General features: G+C 59.9%; 18 protein-coding genes. 1 reads left to right on the forward strand and 17 read right to left on the reverse strand.

All coding sequences use genetic code 11. The features are described from left to right. Positions 1-504: 504 nt before the first annotated feature. Positions 505-3,414 (reverse strand): MobF family relaxase, encoded by a 2,910-nt coding sequence (gene mobF, locus ABCV34_RS03275; RefSeq protein ID WP_345797799.1) that lies wholly within the window; start codon positions 3,412-3,414, stop codon positions 505-507. A gap of 309 nt (positions 3,415-3,723) precedes the next feature. Between mobF and ABCV34_RS03280 the strand changes: the two genes are divergently transcribed. After that, positions 3,724-4,557, forward strand: a complete 834-nt coding sequence (locus tag ABCV34_RS03280; protein WP_345797800.1) for a DUF3825 domain-containing protein — start codon at positions 3,724-3,726, stop codon at positions 4,555-4,557. A 189-nt stretch (positions 4,558-4,746) separates the two neighbouring features. Here the strand turns inward: ABCV34_RS03280 and ABCV34_RS03285 are convergent, their stop codons facing one another. The 16 genes from ABCV34_RS03285 to ABCV34_RS03360 all read right to left on the reverse strand — a co-directional run bounded on the left by ABCV34_RS03285 (position 4,747) and on the right by ABCV34_RS03360 (position 18,400). Further along, on the reverse strand, positions 4,747-6,135 hold the full coding sequence (locus ABCV34_RS03285; protein ID WP_345797801.1) for a HEPN domain-containing protein: 1,389 nt from the start codon (positions 6,133-6,135) through the stop codon (positions 4,747-4,749). Positions 6,136-6,295: 160 nt separating this feature from the next. Continuing rightward, on the reverse strand, positions 6,296-7,894 hold the full coding sequence (locus ABCV34_RS03290) for a type IV secretion system DNA-binding domain-containing protein (protein WP_345797802.1): 1,599 nt from the start codon (positions 7,892-7,894) through the stop codon (positions 6,296-6,298). A 16-nt stretch (positions 7,895-7,910) separates the two neighbouring features. Further along, positions 7,911-8,357 (reverse strand): hypothetical protein, encoded by a 447-nt coding sequence (locus ABCV34_RS03295; protein ID WP_345797803.1) that lies wholly within the window; start codon positions 8,355-8,357, stop codon positions 7,911-7,913. 7 nt (positions 8,358-8,364) lie between these two features. After that, complete coding sequence (gene stbB, locus ABCV34_RS03300) at positions 8,365-9,072, reverse strand: StbB family protein (RefSeq protein WP_345797804.1); 708 nt, start codon at positions 9,070-9,072, stop codon at positions 8,365-8,367. A 4-nt stretch (positions 9,073-9,076) separates the two neighbouring features. Further along, positions 9,077-9,559, reverse strand: a complete 483-nt coding sequence (locus ABCV34_RS03305; protein ID WP_345797805.1) for a hypothetical protein — start codon at positions 9,557-9,559, stop codon at positions 9,077-9,079. 19 nt (positions 9,560-9,578) lie between these two features. Then, on the reverse strand, positions 9,579-10,049 hold the full coding sequence (locus ABCV34_RS03310; RefSeq protein ID WP_345797806.1) for a hypothetical protein: 471 nt from the start codon (positions 10,047-10,049) through the stop codon (positions 9,579-9,581). Between the two features lie 432 nt (positions 10,050-10,481). After that, positions 10,482-11,402: a TrfA gene (locus ABCV34_RS03315; RefSeq protein ID WP_345797807.1), complete on the reverse strand. Its 921-nt coding sequence runs from the start codon at positions 11,400-11,402 to the stop codon at positions 10,482-10,484. A 126-nt stretch (positions 11,403-11,528) separates the two neighbouring features. Beyond that, complete coding sequence (gene virB11, locus ABCV34_RS03320) at positions 11,529-12,548, reverse strand: P-type DNA transfer ATPase VirB11 (protein ID WP_345797808.1); 1,020 nt, start codon at positions 12,546-12,548, stop codon at positions 11,529-11,531. Beyond that, positions 12,526-13,644 (reverse strand): type IV secretion system protein VirB10, encoded by a 1,119-nt coding sequence (gene virB10 / locus ABCV34_RS03325; RefSeq protein WP_345797809.1) that lies wholly within the window; start codon positions 13,642-13,644, stop codon positions 12,526-12,528. Before virB10 ends, virB11 begins: the two co-directional genes overlap by 23 nt. Then, positions 13,641-14,558 carry a TrbG/VirB9 family P-type conjugative transfer protein gene (locus ABCV34_RS03330; protein WP_345797810.1) on the reverse strand — a complete coding sequence of 306 codons (918 nt, stop codon included), beginning with the start codon at positions 14,556-14,558 and terminating at the stop codon, positions 13,641-13,643. Before ABCV34_RS03330 ends, virB10 begins: the two co-directional genes overlap by 4 nt. Before the next feature lie 27 nt (positions 14,559-14,585). Then, entirely contained in the window at positions 14,586-15,272 is a 687-nt protein-coding gene (locus ABCV34_RS03335; protein WP_345797811.1) for a VirB8/TrbF family protein, read from the reverse strand. Between the two features lie 3 nt (positions 15,273-15,275). Continuing rightward, positions 15,276-15,413 carry a conjugal transfer protein gene (locus ABCV34_RS03340; RefSeq protein ID WP_345797812.1) on the reverse strand — a complete coding sequence of 46 codons (138 nt, stop codon included), beginning with the start codon at positions 15,411-15,413 and terminating at the stop codon, positions 15,276-15,278. A gap of 81 nt (positions 15,414-15,494) precedes the next feature. After that, entirely contained in the window at positions 15,495-16,382 is an 888-nt protein-coding gene (locus ABCV34_RS03345) for a type IV secretion system protein (protein WP_345797813.1), read from the reverse strand. Positions 16,383-16,454: 72 nt separating this feature from the next. Further along, positions 16,455-17,165, reverse strand: coding sequence for a type IV secretion system protein (locus ABCV34_RS03350; protein ID WP_345797814.1), 711 nt, complete (start codon positions 17,163-17,165; stop codon positions 16,455-16,457). Positions 17,166-17,250: 85 nt separating this feature from the next. Next, entirely contained in the window at positions 17,251-17,634 is a 384-nt protein-coding gene (locus ABCV34_RS03355; protein WP_345797815.1) for a hypothetical protein, read from the reverse strand. 190 nt (positions 17,635-17,824) lie between these two features. Continuing rightward, positions 17,825-18,400, reverse strand: coding sequence for a hypothetical protein (locus ABCV34_RS03360; protein WP_345797816.1), 576 nt, complete (start codon positions 18,398-18,400; stop codon positions 17,825-17,827). Positions 18,401-18,483: the final 83 nt, after the last annotated feature.

The raw sequence follows: 18,483 nt of genomic DNA on the forward strand, positions 1-18,483 counted from the left end.
TCCGCTCTGTGCATCTTGTGGCCTGCCTGATGCTGATGTCTGGCCCCGTTCCCAGGCTTCGCCTGGGGCCCTGTGCTGTGACGCTGCCTGTCCGGTTTCCGGTCAGGCTGGGCCGTTCAGTCCCCAAATTCGCTGCGCTTCTTTGTGGCCTTAAACGTCCCACACATGACGCACCCCTAGCGGGGTGAGAAAAATCTTTGTGGATCAATGGCTTGGCGGAAACAGGCCGGTTTTGGTGATGTAGGACAGATAGGGCACTGGAATGGCGCAAGCCATTGATCCAGCGGGGAGGACGGCGGCTACGACTGTGGCCGAATAGCGCGTAGACATTTTGGCCGAGACAAGAAGTTTCATGTCGGAGCCATGCGGGATACGCCACGGATACAAACCAGATGCGCGATGGAGCCAGAGCGGCTACAGCTTCGGGACGAGAGAGGGATACTTCGGAGGCAATTAAGGGCCATTCTGGGGGCATCCGGCAGGCTGTTTGAGAGCAGAAAGGCGTCAACTGATCTCCATTGAAGGTTCTGCCTCCTGTTGCTGGGCTGCATCGGGCCCCTGCAGGTGCAGAGTGGGGCTCTCGACTTGTGCCGGGGCCAGGTCATGCGCCAGCCCCTTGACCCCCAGCCGGTCCACCCGTTCGGGCAGCTTGTCGGCATCATCCGTGAACACCACAACCTCGTGCCGCTCGCGCGAGATGCTGACGTAGTACGTATCCTGGGCCGTGGTGCGGCTGAAGCTTTCCGCGTTGTACAACACCCGGTCGCAGGTCAGGCCCTGGGCGCTGTGCGCCGTGGTGGTGTAGGCATAGTCCAGGTGCAGCGGTCGGTCGGTGGGCAGGGTGATGTGGCGACCGCCAGCCTCGATGGTGACGTTGCTGGCCTCAATGGAGACGACCCGCGCCAGCTGGCCGTTGACCAGGTCACGCTGGGCATCGTTGCGGGTGATGCGCACCTGGTCGCCCACGGACAGTTCGGATTCGTTCAGGTGATAGACCGAGAGCTTGCCCATGGTGCGGGGAATGAGCTCGATGGGCTCAGGCTTTGATGCGCCAGGGTTCACCGCCTCTACTGTGATGCGGTCATGACGTGAGATACCGGTCACCCGGTACAGCTCGCCACGCTTCAGGCCGCACTGGTAATCACGTTCGGGCACGACAATATCACCCACGGTGTAATACCGGGCGACACTGCGCTCGGCGCGCGTGGTGTCGTGGCGGGCGAGCAGCTGGCAGCGCTGGCCCTTGCCCTCCAGGCCACGCAGGGCGTGGATGCGGGCATTGATTGCCTGGCGCGAGGCGTTGGTGCCGGTCACGACAAGGGTGCTGGCCTGCTGATCGGCGGGCAGCCCCACATAAGCCTGGGCGATGGCTTCATACCGGGCCGAGCTGTCGCGGGTCTTCTGACCGTGTTCATCGACACTGAACTGATCCTGGATGGTCAGCACGCGGTCCAGCAGGGGCAGGGACCGGCTGGCCTCACCACGGGCGGCCAGCTGCACCGCCTGGCGCAGCCGTTCGGATCGCTGGCGCTGGATGTCGCCCATGAGCACCGTCTTCATGCCGTGTTCCTGCAGCATGGCAAAGGCGCGGCCCGCCTCGATGGCCTTGGTCTGGGCCGTGTCGCCCAGCAGCACCACCTTCGCGCCGGTGAGCTGGATGAGTGCCAGCAGCCTGTCCATCTGGCGCACGGGCACAACCCCGGCCTCGTCGATCACCACCACGGTCTGCGGGCCCAGTTGGCTGGTAAAGGGCCGCTTGTCGCGGGCAGCCAGGACCGATGCCACCGTATTGGCCGGTACGCCATCCTTGCGCAGATTGCGAACCATGCCGCCATAGGGGGCGAGCGCCACCAGGCTGTGGCCCTGCTGCTGCAGGATGGCCTGGGCGTTTTGCAGGGCAAAGGATTTGCCCGTACCGGCCAGGCCCTGGATGCCGCTGATCTGATCGGTGTCACTGGCAATCAGCATTACGGCTTCGCGCTGGCCTGGGGTGAGCCGTTCATCCAGTCCGGCCTCGGCCACAGTGCTGGCGATGGGGGCCGGCCAGGCACGGCGGCCGTTTGCTTCAGCTGCCAGAATGCGGGATTCCGCCTCATAGGCCTTGCGTGTGGCGTAGCGGGGGCTTTCCATCAAGAGCCGTCCTTGGGTGATGGCCTGATCGACGATCTGCAAGGCGGATTCATGCGAGGCCCCGCGCAGGCGCACGACTTCGGCCGCCCAGCCATCGCGGGTCATGGGCGCTGCCTTCATGTCCTGCGTGCTGCGATAGTGCGGGGCCTCCTGGATCAGTGTCCCTGCCTGTACCCGCGCCCGAATGGCCGACTGAATGGCGGTGATGTCCGTATGACCGCCCGCGTGGCGCACGGCGCTTTGCAGTAGATCGGCCAGCGGCATGACGGATTCGCGCTCGGCCAGGTGCTGGATCGCCCAGTCCAGCGATGCCTGGGCGACCAGGTCGGAGGTCTTGCTGGTTTCCCTGGTGTCCTGCCGTGGCTGGATGGTCGCCTGCAGACCTGCCTGGTCAAACCGCATACCGATGGCTTGGGCTGCTGCCTGCCATTGCTGCTGCAGCTCGGCCCGGCTGTAGGCCTGAGTCTTCTGCTGCCGGTGGGCGAGGGTGATGCCCTGGCGCAGGGCGTGTGGGGCCTGATCACGGCTGGTGCCGCGTGCGGTGAGCTCCGCTGTGATGCCCGTGCTGCGCTTGCTGAAGAATTCGATCTGCTCCCGGCTGATGTGGGCAAGCTCGATATGGTTCTTCTCGTGGCGCACGGCATAGCCTAGTGCCCGGACATTGTGCTCCAGCGTCGCCTGGTAGATGGAGTCGGTCACCCGCAGCAGTTGGAAGATCTGTTCGTTGGATAGCGCCACCCACTGGCCGTCGGCCCGTTGCGTCAGGTTCATCAGCAGCGCGTGGACGTGCAGATGCGGGTCCGGCGCGGCTTCTTCCGTGGGGCGTGCCGTTTCGTGGCGAAACTTGGCAATGATGAGGTTGCCCGTGTGCTCCACCCGCGACTTGCCGTTTTCCTTCTTGCGGCCCATGGCCAGGTGCTGTTCGACGTAGGTCAGGGCCGTGGCCACGGCGTCATCGTTCGCCTGGATCAGACGCTCGTCGCCACCGATCAGCGCCTGCAGCGTGATGCTTTTGGGGGCACCGAAGGTCAGATCCAGTGCCGCGCGGGCCTTGGCGTCCTTGCGCACGGATTGACTGGCCGTGATGCCATGGCCAAAATCACCCTGCAGCATGGCTTTGAACCGGGCAGGGTCGATGGCGCCGACTGCGCCCAGGCGTCGGGCACCTTCGCCTTGCCAGGTTGCGGCGCTGCCGTCTCGGCTGTAGTAGTCGTCAGCCTGGTCGGCGTAGTAGTGGGTGGCGAGGGCCGCACGGGCCCGATAGATCTGGCTGTGCGAGATCATGGGGTGCTCCGGGAAATGGGGGGAGTGGTAAAAGATCAGCCAGCAGGCGCGAAAGGCGCGCCAGTGCTGGCTGTTGGGGGGAAGGGCGGGGGGATTACACAGGGTTTTCCACAGGAAATGTGGATTAACACGGTCAGCTTTCGGCCAAGAACGGTCAGTCATTACATCCGTAGATTTTTAGGTTTGACTAAAAAACGGCAGAGGGTATTGCGCCAGTGAGCCGGACTGAAGTCGATCTGTTTAGGCGATCAATCGTGTTCGTTGAGCTGACGTCTATTTCTATTTAGCCCTTTGAATTGAGAGAGAGTTATGTTTTCACAGCAAGAATTGCTTCAGGCATTTGGTGATCCCTACACAAATAAACTGGTGGAGAGATTGCATAATTTCGCTTTTATTCCGGATGAGCTAATAAGTCGTATTGCAACGGAGGCACTTTCCCAGAACTGGGGAAATAATAATTTTGTATTAAAGAAATACTTGGCTGTTCATGTGGCATGGAGTATCGAACAGGGGCGTTTTACATTGGGCCAAAATCAATTCTATGTTACTGCCGGACACTTGCAAACGAGGTATGGAACTCCTTTGTATCTAGCATTTGCCCCAAATAGAAATCAGGGCAGGGAGCCGTATTACTTAGTAACTGTCGGCTCAAATATATCTGCACCACAGTTGCCCATTGCGCCTGAAATGCCGCATGCTCCAGAATTGCCGCCCGGATCAGAAATTGTAATGATGCACGATCACATTTTGGGAGATAATGCAGATCGTTTTCCTTGGCTTTCTCAAACTCCAAGGGTGGCACAAATGTGTGCAATTTCAGGTGCAATTCAGTGGTCAATAAATCGCGGTCTACATCTTCCCTACTGGTATTTTGGAAGAATGAGCTATGTTGTACCACTATATTTGCAATCACGTGAGGACATCACTGCTGCACCAGATCTAATTGCACCAGTTCAAGTAAATCCCGATAGTCTTCTTGTGCGAACCGTCTTGTCACCCTATATGCCATATGCAAATGCTAGGGTCGCAGTTCGGAGGCACGACCAACTTCCGCACTGGCTAATTGCGGCATGGGATGCTCATGCAGCTCTAGCAACGGAGGCAGAAATAGAGAACCCGGAAGGTGACAATGAGCAGGGCTAACAAGGCGCTCAAGGTAGCTCCAGTCAGCGCATTTGCTTCGCAAATTGTATGCGCTGCCTTCCGCTACCACTTTTATTAGGAAATCTTTCGCTGTCCGCTCTGGGTCGAAAACGGCCACTTATCAATGACCGGCTTCGACCCATAGCAGACAACCACTAACGCCTCAAACATCAGCGCAGCTTTGATTTGTTAGATTTCTTCTAACTTTCGTTTCAGTGGATAGCAGTTTTTAACCACTTTGTTAATTTCTTCATCCGTAAAGCCAATAACCTTCAAAAAATGTAAGTTGAAAATCACTTCCATCTTCATACAAAGAACCCAAAGATCTCTACCCTTTGCTGACTCAGCATGTAAATTTTCACTGTAGTGAGTTAGATAGTTTCTTGTGTCCACTATCTTTCTTAGGAGCTTGCTTCTTTCTTTACTTGTTCCAAGATGATCTTTGAATGGCTCAATTATCTTCTTTATTCTTTTTCCGAGATTAATTTCGTTGCCATTCATTAATCTTCCCTTGAGCCAATCAAGATGTTCCTTTGGGCATCCTTTAAGGATTTCTGAAACTAAGGCTTCATAGGACTCTTTACCCATTAACGTTTCACTGCTGGTTCTTCTGTGATATGTTTCAAGCCCTTGCGCTAAAGCTAAAAATTTACCGTCAAGATATTTTTGAGCTCCGGCTTTAGTGGAAAAATATAACCCCAGTGCAGGGGATAAATATTCGTAAGAATTTAGCCAGTTATTAAAAACTTGTTGAGCATTGGTTTTAATCGCACCAAAATTGAACAGCATGTCGTGCCAGCTTTTTTTGGGTGTCTTCTCAGAAAATGGAATGCTTTGATAGTAGATTGAAATTGGAACAGGGTATTTTTTATCATCGCCACCATCACGTAGTATATCGGGTGTCGTTGCTGAAACACTTTTAAGGCTGACAATTTCATCCATCGCAAAACACATAAGATTCGTTATTTTGAAGGCAATGGATGTGAAATCGCCCAAATCACGTAATTCTTCTGACTCAAGCCGAAAATAAGCACGTTGAGTAATCTTGGCCTCTGTCAAGTTTGGGAATCCCGGAAGGGTATATGCAAAGCAAATCTCAAGCTTCATTCCGTTGCTTAGTTCTATGCTTATTTTTTCCGGTGGTTCATAGCTGATCGTTGCTTTTCTTGTGTTCCAGTCGCTATCTACGTTAATACCGCTTATTCCAACCCACTCATCCAAGCAATCGACTGAAAATGAAAAAGTATTGAAAGATACTTTTTCATCTTGATCCCAAGCTGCGCCACCCAACACCTTATTTACTAAAATTTTTGACTTGGAAATTCCGCCAAAAGCAAAATTCTTTTTGGTATAGAAGCAGTCATCAAGTGTTACTAAACCATCTTTTTCAACATGGCCAATAATTCGGCTTAAATCATGATCGTCGCTCAGAGATTTCATACCCTCATCGAAGTGCCCGACTATTTCCAGCTCTATCCTCCCTCCATCGTCGATTGACAATATCCCCGGAATTTTACTTTCCTCCTTCTTGGGCAACCAGAAGTACCCAGTTTTTTTGTATTCTTCTTCAATTCTCATGACAAGGCCCAATCAAATCTAACGACCAAACTAAGCCCACCGCAATATGCGGGTCGGCTTGAGCGCCGGGTTAGACCCAGCGCAAGAAAAAAAAAGTGACCGTACAAGCCACTGACTGCAAAAAGCCAAGGATCAAATGACTGCTCATGGCCGATAGCGGTCACTTCCCACCCTGGAATGGCGCAACGTGCCCATTGAGCCGCTGGAACGGCATCGCCACCCGGGCCACTGGCAATTCCCCTGCCAACGCCACATACCCCTCCAGCACAGGCAACGCCTGAATCTGCGCCGCCGTCACCACATCCTCCACTGTCCGATCCATATTGTCCGACGTATTCCGGTGATCGACACTGCGGCTGACGCTGTATTTTGGCCGTTCGACCTCATGTTTGCCAAGGCTTTCACTCATGTCGCGGGCGGTCTGCGGGTCGGTACGGGATCCGCCCAGCACGACCAGGTTACGGAAACTTGCCCGGATGGTGGTGGCCATAGTGCGCCCGTACAGATGTTCCAGCTGGGACGTGCTCTGCAGGCCTGCGACGATGCGTAGCCCATTCTTGCGACCTTTGGTCAGCCCTGCTTCCAGTGACGGCAAGGCTTCCAGGCTGGCCAGTTCGTCAATGAACAGCCACCAGCGTCTACCGGTGCCTTCGGGCATGGACAGAATCGAGGTGATGAAAACATCGGCCCAGGACGACACCAGGGGCCGCATGGAGCTCATCATGTCTTCACGCCAGTTGATGTACAGGTTGCCACCGTCGGGTTGGTCCAACCAATCGCGGATGGAGAAGGGGCCTGGTTTCATGCTGGTGTGTTCCGATAGCTTGTTGGACAGCACGAACCGGGCTGACGACAGCGCCTTGCTGGCCTCGCTGGAGCCGACGAACAGGGATTCAGCCAGGGTGCCGTCCAGGAATTGCTTCAGCACCTTCGGATCCTCGATGGTGCACAGGCGAAACAGATCCATGATGCTGGCCTCGGTGCCTTGCAGTTGGTGCAGCTTCTTTGCGGTTTCGCGCAGCAGCAGCCGCCCGAAATCGTTCCATTCCTCAGCGTTCTTGTCCTGGCTCAAGGGCACCAGAGAGTGCGCCAGGCGTTTCCAGTCGTAGTCGGCACGGACTTCGTTGAAAAAGGACCAACCCTCGCTTCTGGCGTCGTAGGGGTTGAGGATCACGTCGCCGGGTTGCCAGAATTTGCTCAGCAGATCGCCATTGGGGTCGATGATAATCATGCGGTCGTTGCGCATGGGCGGTTGGCCTGGCAGATGCTGTCGATGGCTGCGGGACCGTGCCAGCACGGACGCCGCCATATTGCGCAGCAGTACCGATTTGCCGGACCCCGTGGCACCGCTCACCAGCAGGTGCAGATTTTCATTGGCAGTAGGCATGGGGATGCCTGCTACGTCGATCTGCTGTTTGCCAGGTTCTGTGCAGAGCTTTACCAGGTGTTTGGCCGTGGTCATTCGGGTGCCGCGCACGAAGCGCTTGTAGGCGGCCCCCTCGAAACCTTCGGTTTTCGCGGTGCGGCCGATAAAGAGGATCAAGGCCAGGGCCAGAATAAGGCCGACACCCAGCGCCCCGTAGAGTAGGGGGTAACCAGGGGTAAGCTTCACGAAATGCCAGGCCACCTGGCGATTCCAGTCGCGCCAGGTGATGCCGCTGCCGTAGGTGGCGGCGGTTATCCAGGCCCCGATGGGAAAGAGCGCCAGGGAAAAGGCGGCAATGCGCCGCCGGGTGATGGGGGAGATCAAGGTAGACATGGGTGCCTTCGTGGAATCATGCGATCAGCCACTGGCCCAGCGCCAGACCTGCCAGTAACCCGCCCAGCACACCGGCGGCACCACCAATGACCGTAGCGATGAGCGCCATGCGACGGCCAGCGTGGTGCGTGATGCGGGCACACTGGGCCGTCTCCTGGGTCAGGTGATCCAGCCGGCTTTCGGTCGCATCCAGCATGGCCCGGATGGCCTGCTGGTGCTGCTGGTGGATGGGCTTGGCGGTGGCTTCCAGCGAGGTTACGAGATGCCGGGCCAGTTGCTGGGGCAAAACCTGCTGGGTATCGGCCACGGCCTGGATCTGCTGTTGGGTAGCATCCAGGCTGGTGCTGACCGTTTCGAGCCGGTCCACGAGGCTGGCGACTTCGCCCAGCACGTCGTGGTACAGCAGATCGAGCTTCGTGCGGGCGTGGCCCGGAGCCGGGCCTGGGGTCTGGGGTGCGTGCATGGCGGGATCAGGCAAAGAGCGCGGCAAAGGCTGCATTCATCTGCCGATCCACAGGCTGGGCCAGGGCGCGCAGGGCGTGCCGGTTACTCAGCTGGGAGATCCGCGCATGGTCGCTGCGGTCGGCGGCCTTCAAGAGCGCCCGGTAATCCGTCTGGTCGGCCAGCACGTCAGCCAGCGTGGTGCGCAGATCGGCCAGCAGCTCGAAGACTTCGTTCTCAAAAACGGCCGCCTTGGGGTTGGCCTGCACTTCGCCCGTTTTGGCCGCATAGGCGAGGATCGAGGGGAATTCATCCTCTACGCTGGATTCCACTCGGTTGAACAGGATGCGCACACGCTCGGGATCCACACCCAGCTCGGCCAGGGCGGCCACGGTCTTGATGGTTTCGCGCTGGGCCTTGCCGGTGTTGATGACCGGCAGCACGAAGCAGCTCATTTCCTCGTGTGCCCCTTCGTAGCGCATCATGTGGTTCAGAAAATCCTCGATGTTGCTCGCCCCCACGTCCACGATGGCATCGTCACGGGTGAGCAGTTCTCGAAAGAGCCTGCCGAAGTGTTCGCCGCGTAGTTGATCGACTTCCAGGCCCAGGTCTGCGCCGGTTTCGTTGGTGGACTCCACGGCAAAGATCTGGGCGCCATTCATGCGGGGGGCCAGCAGGTGAGAGGCGACGACGGTCTTGCCGACCGATCCGGTGTAGTTCAGGACTGCGACTTTCATGGCTTCATTCCTTGTCGTGTTGGGTTTCGGTGTCTTGCGATGCCTTGGTGCGGTTCGCCAGGCCTTCGCGGCGCAGGGCATCGAGGTCGATGCGCATGTCGCGGATCTTGCGTAGATCCCCCGGGGTCTGGATGCGGCTGGGCCGCCCCTGGATGGCGTCCAGCGGTGGTGCGGTGGGTTTGGCAGCGTGTGCCGTATCGGGCTCGGCTGCCGGTGTGGTGGCCGCCTGATTTGCCTCTTCGGCGGCCAGCCGCCTGGCCCTGCGCCAGCGGCGCAGCGTGGTGATGTAGGTGTTGTGCCGCACTGGCAGGCCTGCGGCGGCCAGATCCTCCATGATGGCCGCGTGTGGCACGCCTGCAGCCACCTGGGGCTCGATGAGCGGGTAGAGCGCCCGCAACTTGGCGGCCTGGCGCAGACGCGGATCCAGGCTTTCCAGCACAGCACGGTAACGGGCGATGGGATCGGGTTTGAGCGGGTTGTCAGTCATGAAAGGCCTTGGGGTGAGGTCAGTGATGTAGAGCTGGCAGCACGGCGGCTTGCTTGCCGTCCAGCCAGGCCAGGCCTGCAGCGTGGGCTTCGTCGTAGGCGCATTGGTCGTCGGCAAAGCGCACGGACTGGCCACGGGCGGGGAAATGCCCGCAGCCGACTTCCTGGTTGTGATCGAGCAGGCGCAGCAGATAGCCCTCGCCGTCGCCTTCACGCGGCACGATTTCGAACGAGAAGCGCAGCCGGGCCTGGGCCAGCTCCATCTGGAACTGCCGGGCAACCGTCGGGATGCGGGCAGCCCAGTCGCCGCCGATGCGATCCAGCGCGTCGGCGATACTGTAGCCACGTTCCTGCAGCCAGTCGCCGCGATTCAGCACCAGGGCGGCGGTCAGCGCTTCGCCCAGGCTGAGCGCTCCGATGCCTTCACGGGCAGCTCGATGGGCGATGGCGAGCAGCCGGGTGTCGAGATTTGCGTGTGGGTTCTGGGGCATGAGAACTCCTTGGCCCTGCGGGTTCAGGGCGGTGATGGGGGAATGGGTGAGGTGTGGCCCGAGTGGGCTGGTGTCGATCACTTGCTGACCGATGCAGCCGCCAAAGCGGCTGCGCTGCGTGGCAGGCTGAGATGGCGTGGGGATGAGGTGATCAGGCTGGACGGCAGACGAACTTATCCACAGACCGCTTCTGGTAGAGATAAGGTAGAAGAAAGGTAGAGCATGATTTGGATGGCTGAAAATCCGCATGAATGCTGCGTTTCAGCACTTGATCCCGCCTTCTTATTACGACGAAAACGCCTTCTTATTACGATAAAGCGCCTTATTATTACGATGCGCCCGCCTTCTTATTACGATGGCCGTGGTCGCTTATCCACAGGCTGATTTCAACCGTTTTCTGGTCCTGGTTTCAGGCCTTCGAGCGCCTTGTTATTACGATGCTGACCGGCCGTTATTTCGGACCCAGCTGGCGACTTCCCGGCCTTTTTCCAGTCCGATCTGGGGGCTGGCGATCAGGTTCAAATCAGCCAGTTCTTCCAGGGCTTTGAGCAAGGCGGCACGGAAGTTTCTCAGGTGCCCGGTGTGATGCGCCCGATCCTTCAGCCACTGCAGGCTGTAGCGCTGCTGCGTATCGGCGGAGGTGGCGATCAGTCGCTGCAGGCTGCGGGCGAGATTGCCGCGCAGTTTCTGGCGTGTCTCCCAGTCGATCAGGGCATATTCCCGGTTGCCGAAGATCTGTGCCCAGCGTGGGTCGATGACCAGGGTGTAGACGCCGTCTGCGTAGTCGAAGCCGCCCATCATGGGCAGTACCCGGCAGGCCGGATGCATGCCAAAGCTGTATTTGGCCGATCCATCTGGCCGCCTAGCTTCGATGCACAGGGTAAAACGGGCCAGATCCTTCATGCCTTCGTGCAACCACTGGTAGCTGGCCCCACTGGTATTGCGTCCAATCCCGCGCAGGAAATCTGCGCGGTTCACGATGGGCTGTTGGCCTGCGGGGCAGGTGGCTTGCAGGTACATGGCGTGCATCCAGATGTCGGCATGGTCTTCGGATAACTGCTCGCCGCTGCCCGTGATCTGGATATTGCGGGCCGACAGAAAGACGGTTTCCTTGTGCATGATGCTGGCCCCGCGCCGGATGGGCGCGAAGATGCCAGAGCGGGCGATATGGTTAGGGATGGCACGGGATGCCTCGGAAACGCCGGGCACGACGAAGGGCCGGATATCGAGCCCTGCGGCAGGTGAATGGGTTTTGGCTTCTGCTGCCTTACGGTGGGCAAAGCGCATGGCGTCTTCAAGGCGCTTGGCTGCGGCAGCTGGGGATCGGGTCAGGTGGCTGGTGTGGGTCAGCATGAAGAAAGCTCCAGACAGGCCCGGATAAGGCCTGCCTGGTCGTGTGCAGCGCCTCACACGGGTACAGGGGAATAGGGCCAGCAGACGGGGCTGCGTGGCCGTGAATGATGAAAAGGACGGGGTGCCTTACCCAGGCCCAGGCCGTCGCGGCTCGAACCACAGTTCCTTCAGCCGGAACCGTTCGAAATACAGCACGATGTCCACGGTCTGGCGCAGGAATGCCTGGATGGTGGCCAGGTCCAGATTGCCGCCCGTGGGCGACTGTTTGATGAGCACGGCCAGCCGTTCGAACGTGTCGGCTGCGCCGTTCGCGTGCGTAGTGGTCACTGACCCCGGATGCCCGGTGTTCAGCGCCGCCAGATAATCCCAGGTCTCGGGCCCGCGCAGCTCAGCCAGAAAAATCCGATCTGGCGATAAGCGCATGCAGGCCGCCAGGCTGTCGGTGGCCGAGACCCGCCCGCGTGTGCCGCCGTACATCAAGTGGATGCAGTTGCGGTGGCGCGGCAGGATGAGCTCGTGCACGTCCTCGATGGTGATGAGCCGTTCATCGACGGGCACCCGGTCGATGAGCGAGCGGGCAAAGGTGGTTTTGCCCGACCCCGTGGCCCCGGCCACGACCAGGTTCTTGCGCGCCTGAATGGCCGCGTGCAGGAAGGCGGGGATGTCGCCAGCGGATTTGAGCGCCATGAGCTGCTGGTCCGTCGCAGACAGGCCACCTGCTTCGCGTTGCGCAGCGATGTCCTCGACCGTATCGAATGCCCCCTGCGCCTGCAGTTCATCCAGTGTGAAGGCCGCCTGGGTGTGCTTGCGGATGTTGATGGCCATCGTCCCGTCCAGGCAGGCTGGGGGCTGCACGATCTGGCCGCGTTCGCCGCCCGGCAGCAGCACCGACAGAATTGGTGCTTTGGCCATGTGGTTGTAGGCCGCCAGGGCCGTGGCCAGGGCTTCCAGATGCGGATAGGTCAGCATCTCGCAGTCATGCAGCTGCCAGGCACCACGGACACGGGTGTAGATTTCGCCCGCCCGCACGATGGCGATTTCCGTGACGGCGGGATCGGCCAGGTGGGGGGCGAGCGGCCGCAAAAAGGTGTTGACCGCAATCGCCCGGTCAAAGGGCAGCGGCTCAGGGGATGGGTTCAAGGTCATAGACTTGGCTGAAGTCCAGGTCACGCGCGACCATGATGCCGATGCGCGTGCCCTGGTTCTTGTAGAGGGTTGGGGGGATGTCGAGTGACTTTTCCAGGATCTTGGCGACGACCTCCTGGCCGCCTTCGCGGGTGTTGTCAAAGCGGATGTTGTTGCTGCCAGACTGCCCTTGGTTGGCCGCCCAGCTGCCGAAGTCTCCGACCAGCGACAGCAGGATGGCGTTGCCAAAGCGCTGCCAGAAATGATTGTCGATATGGCCATCCAGACCAGCTTCGCCCAAGGGGCCGGTGCCGAGTGACCCAAGATTGACGATCACGCCTGCCGGAGTTTCCAGCCGGTTCCAGGTGACGAAGGCGCGGGCCTGGCCCTGCACGATCCCGCCGGACTGGTAGCCCGTGAACTTGGTGCCTGCGTCGATCAGTTTCACCTTGCCGTTGGTGCTCATCACGTCGTGGGTGGCTAGACACGTCAACAGCCCCGCCTGGGTGCTCACCAGCTTGGTTTGCAGCGTGCAGTCGATCATGGTGCCCTGGGTGAGCAGGAAATTGCGGTTGCCCAGTTGGCCTGCGACAGAAGGGGCGAGCTCCAGCGGCCGCAGCTTGTCGGCTAGGGGACCGGCATCGGCAAGCGGCCCGCCGGGACCAGTGGGGTGGCTGGCTGCAGCGCCGCCATCGGTGGAACCGGCATTCAGGGGGCTCGCGAGCCTGCGCTGGGCGACTTCATCGACGGGCGGCGGTGCGGCAGGCATGGGCGGCGGCACATAGTAGGTGTGGCTTGGTTCTGCGGCTGGAGGCGGTGCTTCTGGCTTGATTGTTGGGGCCGGGCGTTCGACCTTGGGAGCTGTCAGGCGGTTGGTGATGCCGCTTTGATCGGCCTCCAGGCCGGTGGTGTTGGCCTGCTCGGTATCGCGGCTCCAGGCCTTGAGCAGCACGCCTGCTGCCACGGCGACGGCCACGAGGATGGTGAGCCACAGAAAGGCCCGCGCACCGCGTGGGGCGCTGTGGCCGGTAGCGCCCAGGTCCAGGGGCTCGCGGTGCAGGGGTTCACGCTCCAACGGCTCGCGCTCCAGCTTCGGGTGGGGTTGTTCATCGTTCATGGGGTATTCCTTGCTGGGCTCACTTCTCGAACCCGGAAAGAGGGCACGGGCATGCTCGAGGATTGGCTGCTTACTGCCTGTGATTCGACCGACTGGGACCGTGAAGATTGACCCTTGATCCGCCGCTTGACCGTTGGCGATGTCGTCCCGGTATGCGCCGGTGGCGGCGTTGCGCCATAGGTCTCGTTATGGATGGCGAGCACCAGATCGCCCAAGCGCAGATGCCACAGGGTCGAGGTGCGGTGCAGTACCAGGGTGCGGTCGTCGGCCATGTGGAAGTTGGTGATGACTTCCTGGCCGTCGGGTGTGACTCGATAGACCGCTGGAATATCTGCACCGGGGGCAAATTGCAGCCAGGTCTGGCGGCCATCGTCCCAGGCGTGGACTGGGGCAATCGCCGCGTCGCCGCTTCGGGTGTAGGCCAGCCAGTTAACGCGGGTGGGGGTCGCCTGTAGGGATCGCTTGATGGCAGCTTGCTGGGCAGCCTGGTCGCGCTTGCGGGCTTCGACGTCTGGATACCGGATGACGAGCTTATAGAGGGCCGGAGCGCTGCGGCTGTCGCTGTAGGACAGCCGGAAACTGTAATCGCGCTGGTCAGTCACCACGATCAGATTGGTGTTGGCGTCCTCGGCCGTGGGCTTGAAGAACAGGTGATTGTCCTTGTAGGTGAAGGCATAGGCGCTGCTGTCGCCAAAGACGTGATAGACGTAGTGTTCGTCTGGGGCCAGCACGATGTGGGTGGCCACACCGATTACGGCGTCCAGCTGGATCACGTCGGCCGGGTTGTAGTTCACAGTGCGCACACGATGGTCCAGACGCGAGGATCTGGGGGTTTCCAGGGCCAGGGCGGGCCCTGCAAGCGCCAGGCTCAGCATCAGGGCCAGTGCCTGGCGGCTGGGGAAGTGGTCAAACATGGGATTTCCTTCTGATGCGGTCTGACGTCAACGCGAGAGATCAGCGGCCAGGTCGTAGCGCGTTACCTGAAAGCCCAGCGGATTGCGCCGGGCCACGGCTTCGGTGAGCGGCACATCGGCGTACTGGTAGGCCATGGTGGCGATCAGGTGGCGTACCTTGTTGGTCTCGCCCGTGGTCACGTCGCGCTCGGTCTTGGAAAAGCGCACGATGGCGGCCTGGTTGGCCCCGAGCGTAATGGAATGCACCTGCACATCCACCGTGCCCTGGGTGCCCAGGCGGGTGGTGACGGCCTCGGGGCCTTCAAAGCGTTTGCCGTAGGCCGTCTGGATGGGCGGCGAAGACAGCAGGGCGCAGGTATCGAATTGCTCCTGAATGGTCTGCCAGCTGTAGCCTTCGCAGTTCAGCACATAGCTGTTCAGGAAATACTTGGCGATGCGCTGGCCGTAGTCCTCCAGCGGCTGGCCCAGACGGCTGACGTGCTCGATGCCGCCGGTGGCGTCGTCCACGCGCACCACATACATTTCGGGCGGCTGCTTCAGGGGCGTGAGGCCCAGCACCGCGCCCACGGCTACCAGTGCCAGGGTGCCAGCGGCGAGCGCCACCTGCCAGGCCCGTTTGCGACTGGCAATGAGCTCGCCCAGATGATCGCGTTCCAGGCCTCGGGATCGCTCCAGGTAGGCAGCGATGTCTTCAGATTTGAGGGTGTCGGCCATGGTTCAGGCTCCGTCAAACGAGGGTGGTGTGGCGTTCACTGGCACGCGGGGAGAATCGGCGGGCTGCGGCGGCTGGGGCGCGTGAAAGGCGCAGCCAGCCAGCAGCCCTGTGAATACCAGGACGGCGATGAAGGATTTCATGGGTACAGGGCTCCTAGCCTGCCGGGGTGCGGCAGGCGGATCAGAGGTGGGAGGGCCGAACCAGCGGCTGGCCGGAAGGGATTACTTGGCGCGGGGGCGCAACATGCTGCGCAGGCGCAGCACCGAGAAGGCTCCGTGGGCAGCTGCACCGATACCCAGACGAGCGCCGAAGCCGTTGGACAGGCCAGCGGCCAAGCCGGGGAGCATGATCATGACGACCAGGCTGGCGATGCCGACCAATACCTGAGCACCAAAGAGCGACAACACATCAGTAATGCCTTTTTCGGTTTCGGTGGCGATCATCTGGATGAGTTGGATATTTATCTGCAGCAGCAGCCCGAAGATGAGGCCTGCCAACAGTGCCAGAAACACGAAGTTCAAGGCCTGAGAAACCCAGCTGTTGAACAATGGCTTGGTGGGCTCAAACAGGGTGGCCGCAATGAAAATGGGCCCGGTGGCCACGACCAAAGCCATACCGACCTTGCAGACGACGATGATGACCATGATGATGCTGCCTACCATGGCCGAACTGAAGCTCACCAGCGTGGCCAGAATGCTGACCAGCACTTCACGGGTCGATGGCATGAAGTTGTACCAGGGCTGTTTGCTGGCGCCCATCATGGCGTTGGATGCTTCGCCTGTTTCCTGCTGCAGCTTGTCCACTTCTTCGGCCACGCTGCCAGTGCCCAGGGCAAGCTGGGTCACGTCGTCTGGCAGAGCGACCATGGCTTTGGCAATGTCGTTCTGGTACAGCCCACCGGCACCAAAGAACAAGGAAATGATGACCACCAGGATGGCCTTGCGAAAGAACTCGGTGACGGTCATGCCGCCCTGTCCGCGCATCAGGGCAAAGGCGTAGATCACGAACTGCAGGGTAAGCCCCACGACGATGACCGGCATCAGGGCCTCGAACAGGGCCTGCATAGGGCCGTTGACGGCATCACTCAGGACGTTTTCTGTCTGGCTCATCACCCACTGTGCAATGTTGTCGGCATCTGAAGGCGGTGTGACGGAAGTTTCAAATCCGGCCATGGTCTTGCCTTATGGTTGTGGGTTTACGGCGTCGCCTTCGCTCTTGCCCGATTTGTTGCCGAACCATCCGCCATAGACGCGTTCTGCACGGGCCTGCAGCAGATGACGTTCAGCTTCCAGCTGCTGGGAGGCCAACTGGATCCGCACCTGTTCGGCCTGGATATTGGCCTGTTCGATCTGGATGCGGGCCTGCAGTTCTGCAATTTCCTTCGGGTTGGTGGTCTGATTGATTTTGTCCTGCAGGGCATCCACATTGGCCAGGCGTCGGGTCATCGAATCGTAGGCGCGTTCGCTCATGGCCTTGGACGTGGCCTCGATGTTCAGGGCCCGTTTGGACAGGGCCTGGCGATCCTCCTGAAAATTGACGGGGGCCATCACTTGATCGGTGATCCGGTCCACATCCCCGTCCAGGCTGGATCCACCGGAGCGGTCGAGCAGATCCTGGGCGCTATTGGGCAGGGCCGCACGCAGCTGGTTGCGGATATCCGGGTTGCCAACCACGTTGCCGTAGCCACTGGACTGTGTGAAGGCAGCCAGCTGGCTTTTGGCGGTCGCCAGTTGTTCGGTCAGGTTTTTCAGCTGGTCTCGGGCGGTGAGCAACTGTTCCTGTAGCTGGGCGATGGTGGCGGCGTCGATGGTGGGGATGCCACTGGCGTGGGCTGGGCTCATGAAAGCAGCGGACAGGGCAATGCCCGCCGCAAGCAGCTTGCAGCGTGTCATGGGAACTCCAAGGAAAGATGGGCAGCAGACGCTACCCAGGAATGGGCCTGTCCTTTCAGGTAGGCCCATCAGGTTGGCTGGTAGATCAGCTGCGCTTTTTCGTCAGCTCGGCTTCGTACTCGGCCTGGGTAATGCGTTTGGCCGTTGTGCCATCCGTGGTGATCTGATCGGAGGCTTCGTCATAGGCAATGTGTTTGGTGCCTGCCACGACCAGAATATTGTCAGCATCACCAGGCGTCGCTGGAGCGGTGTGAACCCGGTAGCCAACCTTGCCGATGTTGTTCCAGCCGTTCACGGTGAACAGCAGGCTGTCGCCATTGCGCTTGATGTGGATGAGGGTGGGCGGATAACGCCCCAGGTCGGTCAACCAATACCCCACGAACTTCTCCCCATCCGGTTCCGTCTTGCATCCGCCCAGGAAGGTCAGCAGGGTGGCGCCGGCGGTGGCAATGAAATGTCGTCGATTCATGGGGTGTCCTGTGGTGATGGGTTGGTAGGGTTCGCCTGGTGCCGCTTGAAGGTGGCCCAGGCATCGGCCACGCTGCAGGCGGGCCCAGCTTTTGTAAGCCAGGTCGCGCGCTCTGTCGGTTTCAGGATGTTCCACCAGGCCATGCCCATCGCTTCGTCAGCGGTGGGTGGCCGGTCAAGGTTTGCAGGGGTCATAGACATAGGTCGGGGCCCTCCTGTTCATGCGTCGGTGCCTGTAGTTGCAGAGGGTGATCGAAGCGCACGCCGATGAGATCGGCAATCCGCTGGATGTCCGACGGTTCTGGCCGATGGCCATTCACTTCGTGGATGTGCAGGCTGTAATACTTGTGTACACCTTGCCCGAAATACTCCTGATCTTCGCGCGGGGTGCTGGATGAAAACCAGAGATACGGCGTGTGGCGGGGATCGGAGGCAGAAGCCAGGTCCAGGCCGTAGTCCTGGCCGATGCGCTGCAGCGTGTCGGTATCGACCGTTTCGCGCTCGATTTCAGCGGTGCCTTCGCTGAATTGGCCTGCCTCTCGGTCTTCAGGTGTCCAGCGTTCGCCATAGATCGAAATCAGGAAGCGTTCTCCGGGGTGACCTGATTTTGGTTCGGAGTCAGGTAGGCCGATACGGTCATAAAAGGCGGGGTCGTGCTGGTGGTGATCCTGCGCTGATTGAAGATCGTTTTGTTTCGACTGTTCCAGATCCCGGCGGTGCGACTCGTTCGCGCGCAGCCGATCCTGAGCATGGGATTCATGCTTCATGGTGTGGTTTCCTTGTGTGGGACGCGTGCGGCGATCATCTTCGTGGCGTCACGAAAATGGTCTGGGTGGTTTTTTGATGGCGG

Origin of the sequence: Castellaniella sp. MT123 (assembly GCF_039614765.1) — a bacterium.
In the GTDB taxonomy this organism is placed as follows: Bacteria; Pseudomonadota; Gammaproteobacteria; order Burkholderiales; family Burkholderiaceae_B; genus Castellaniella.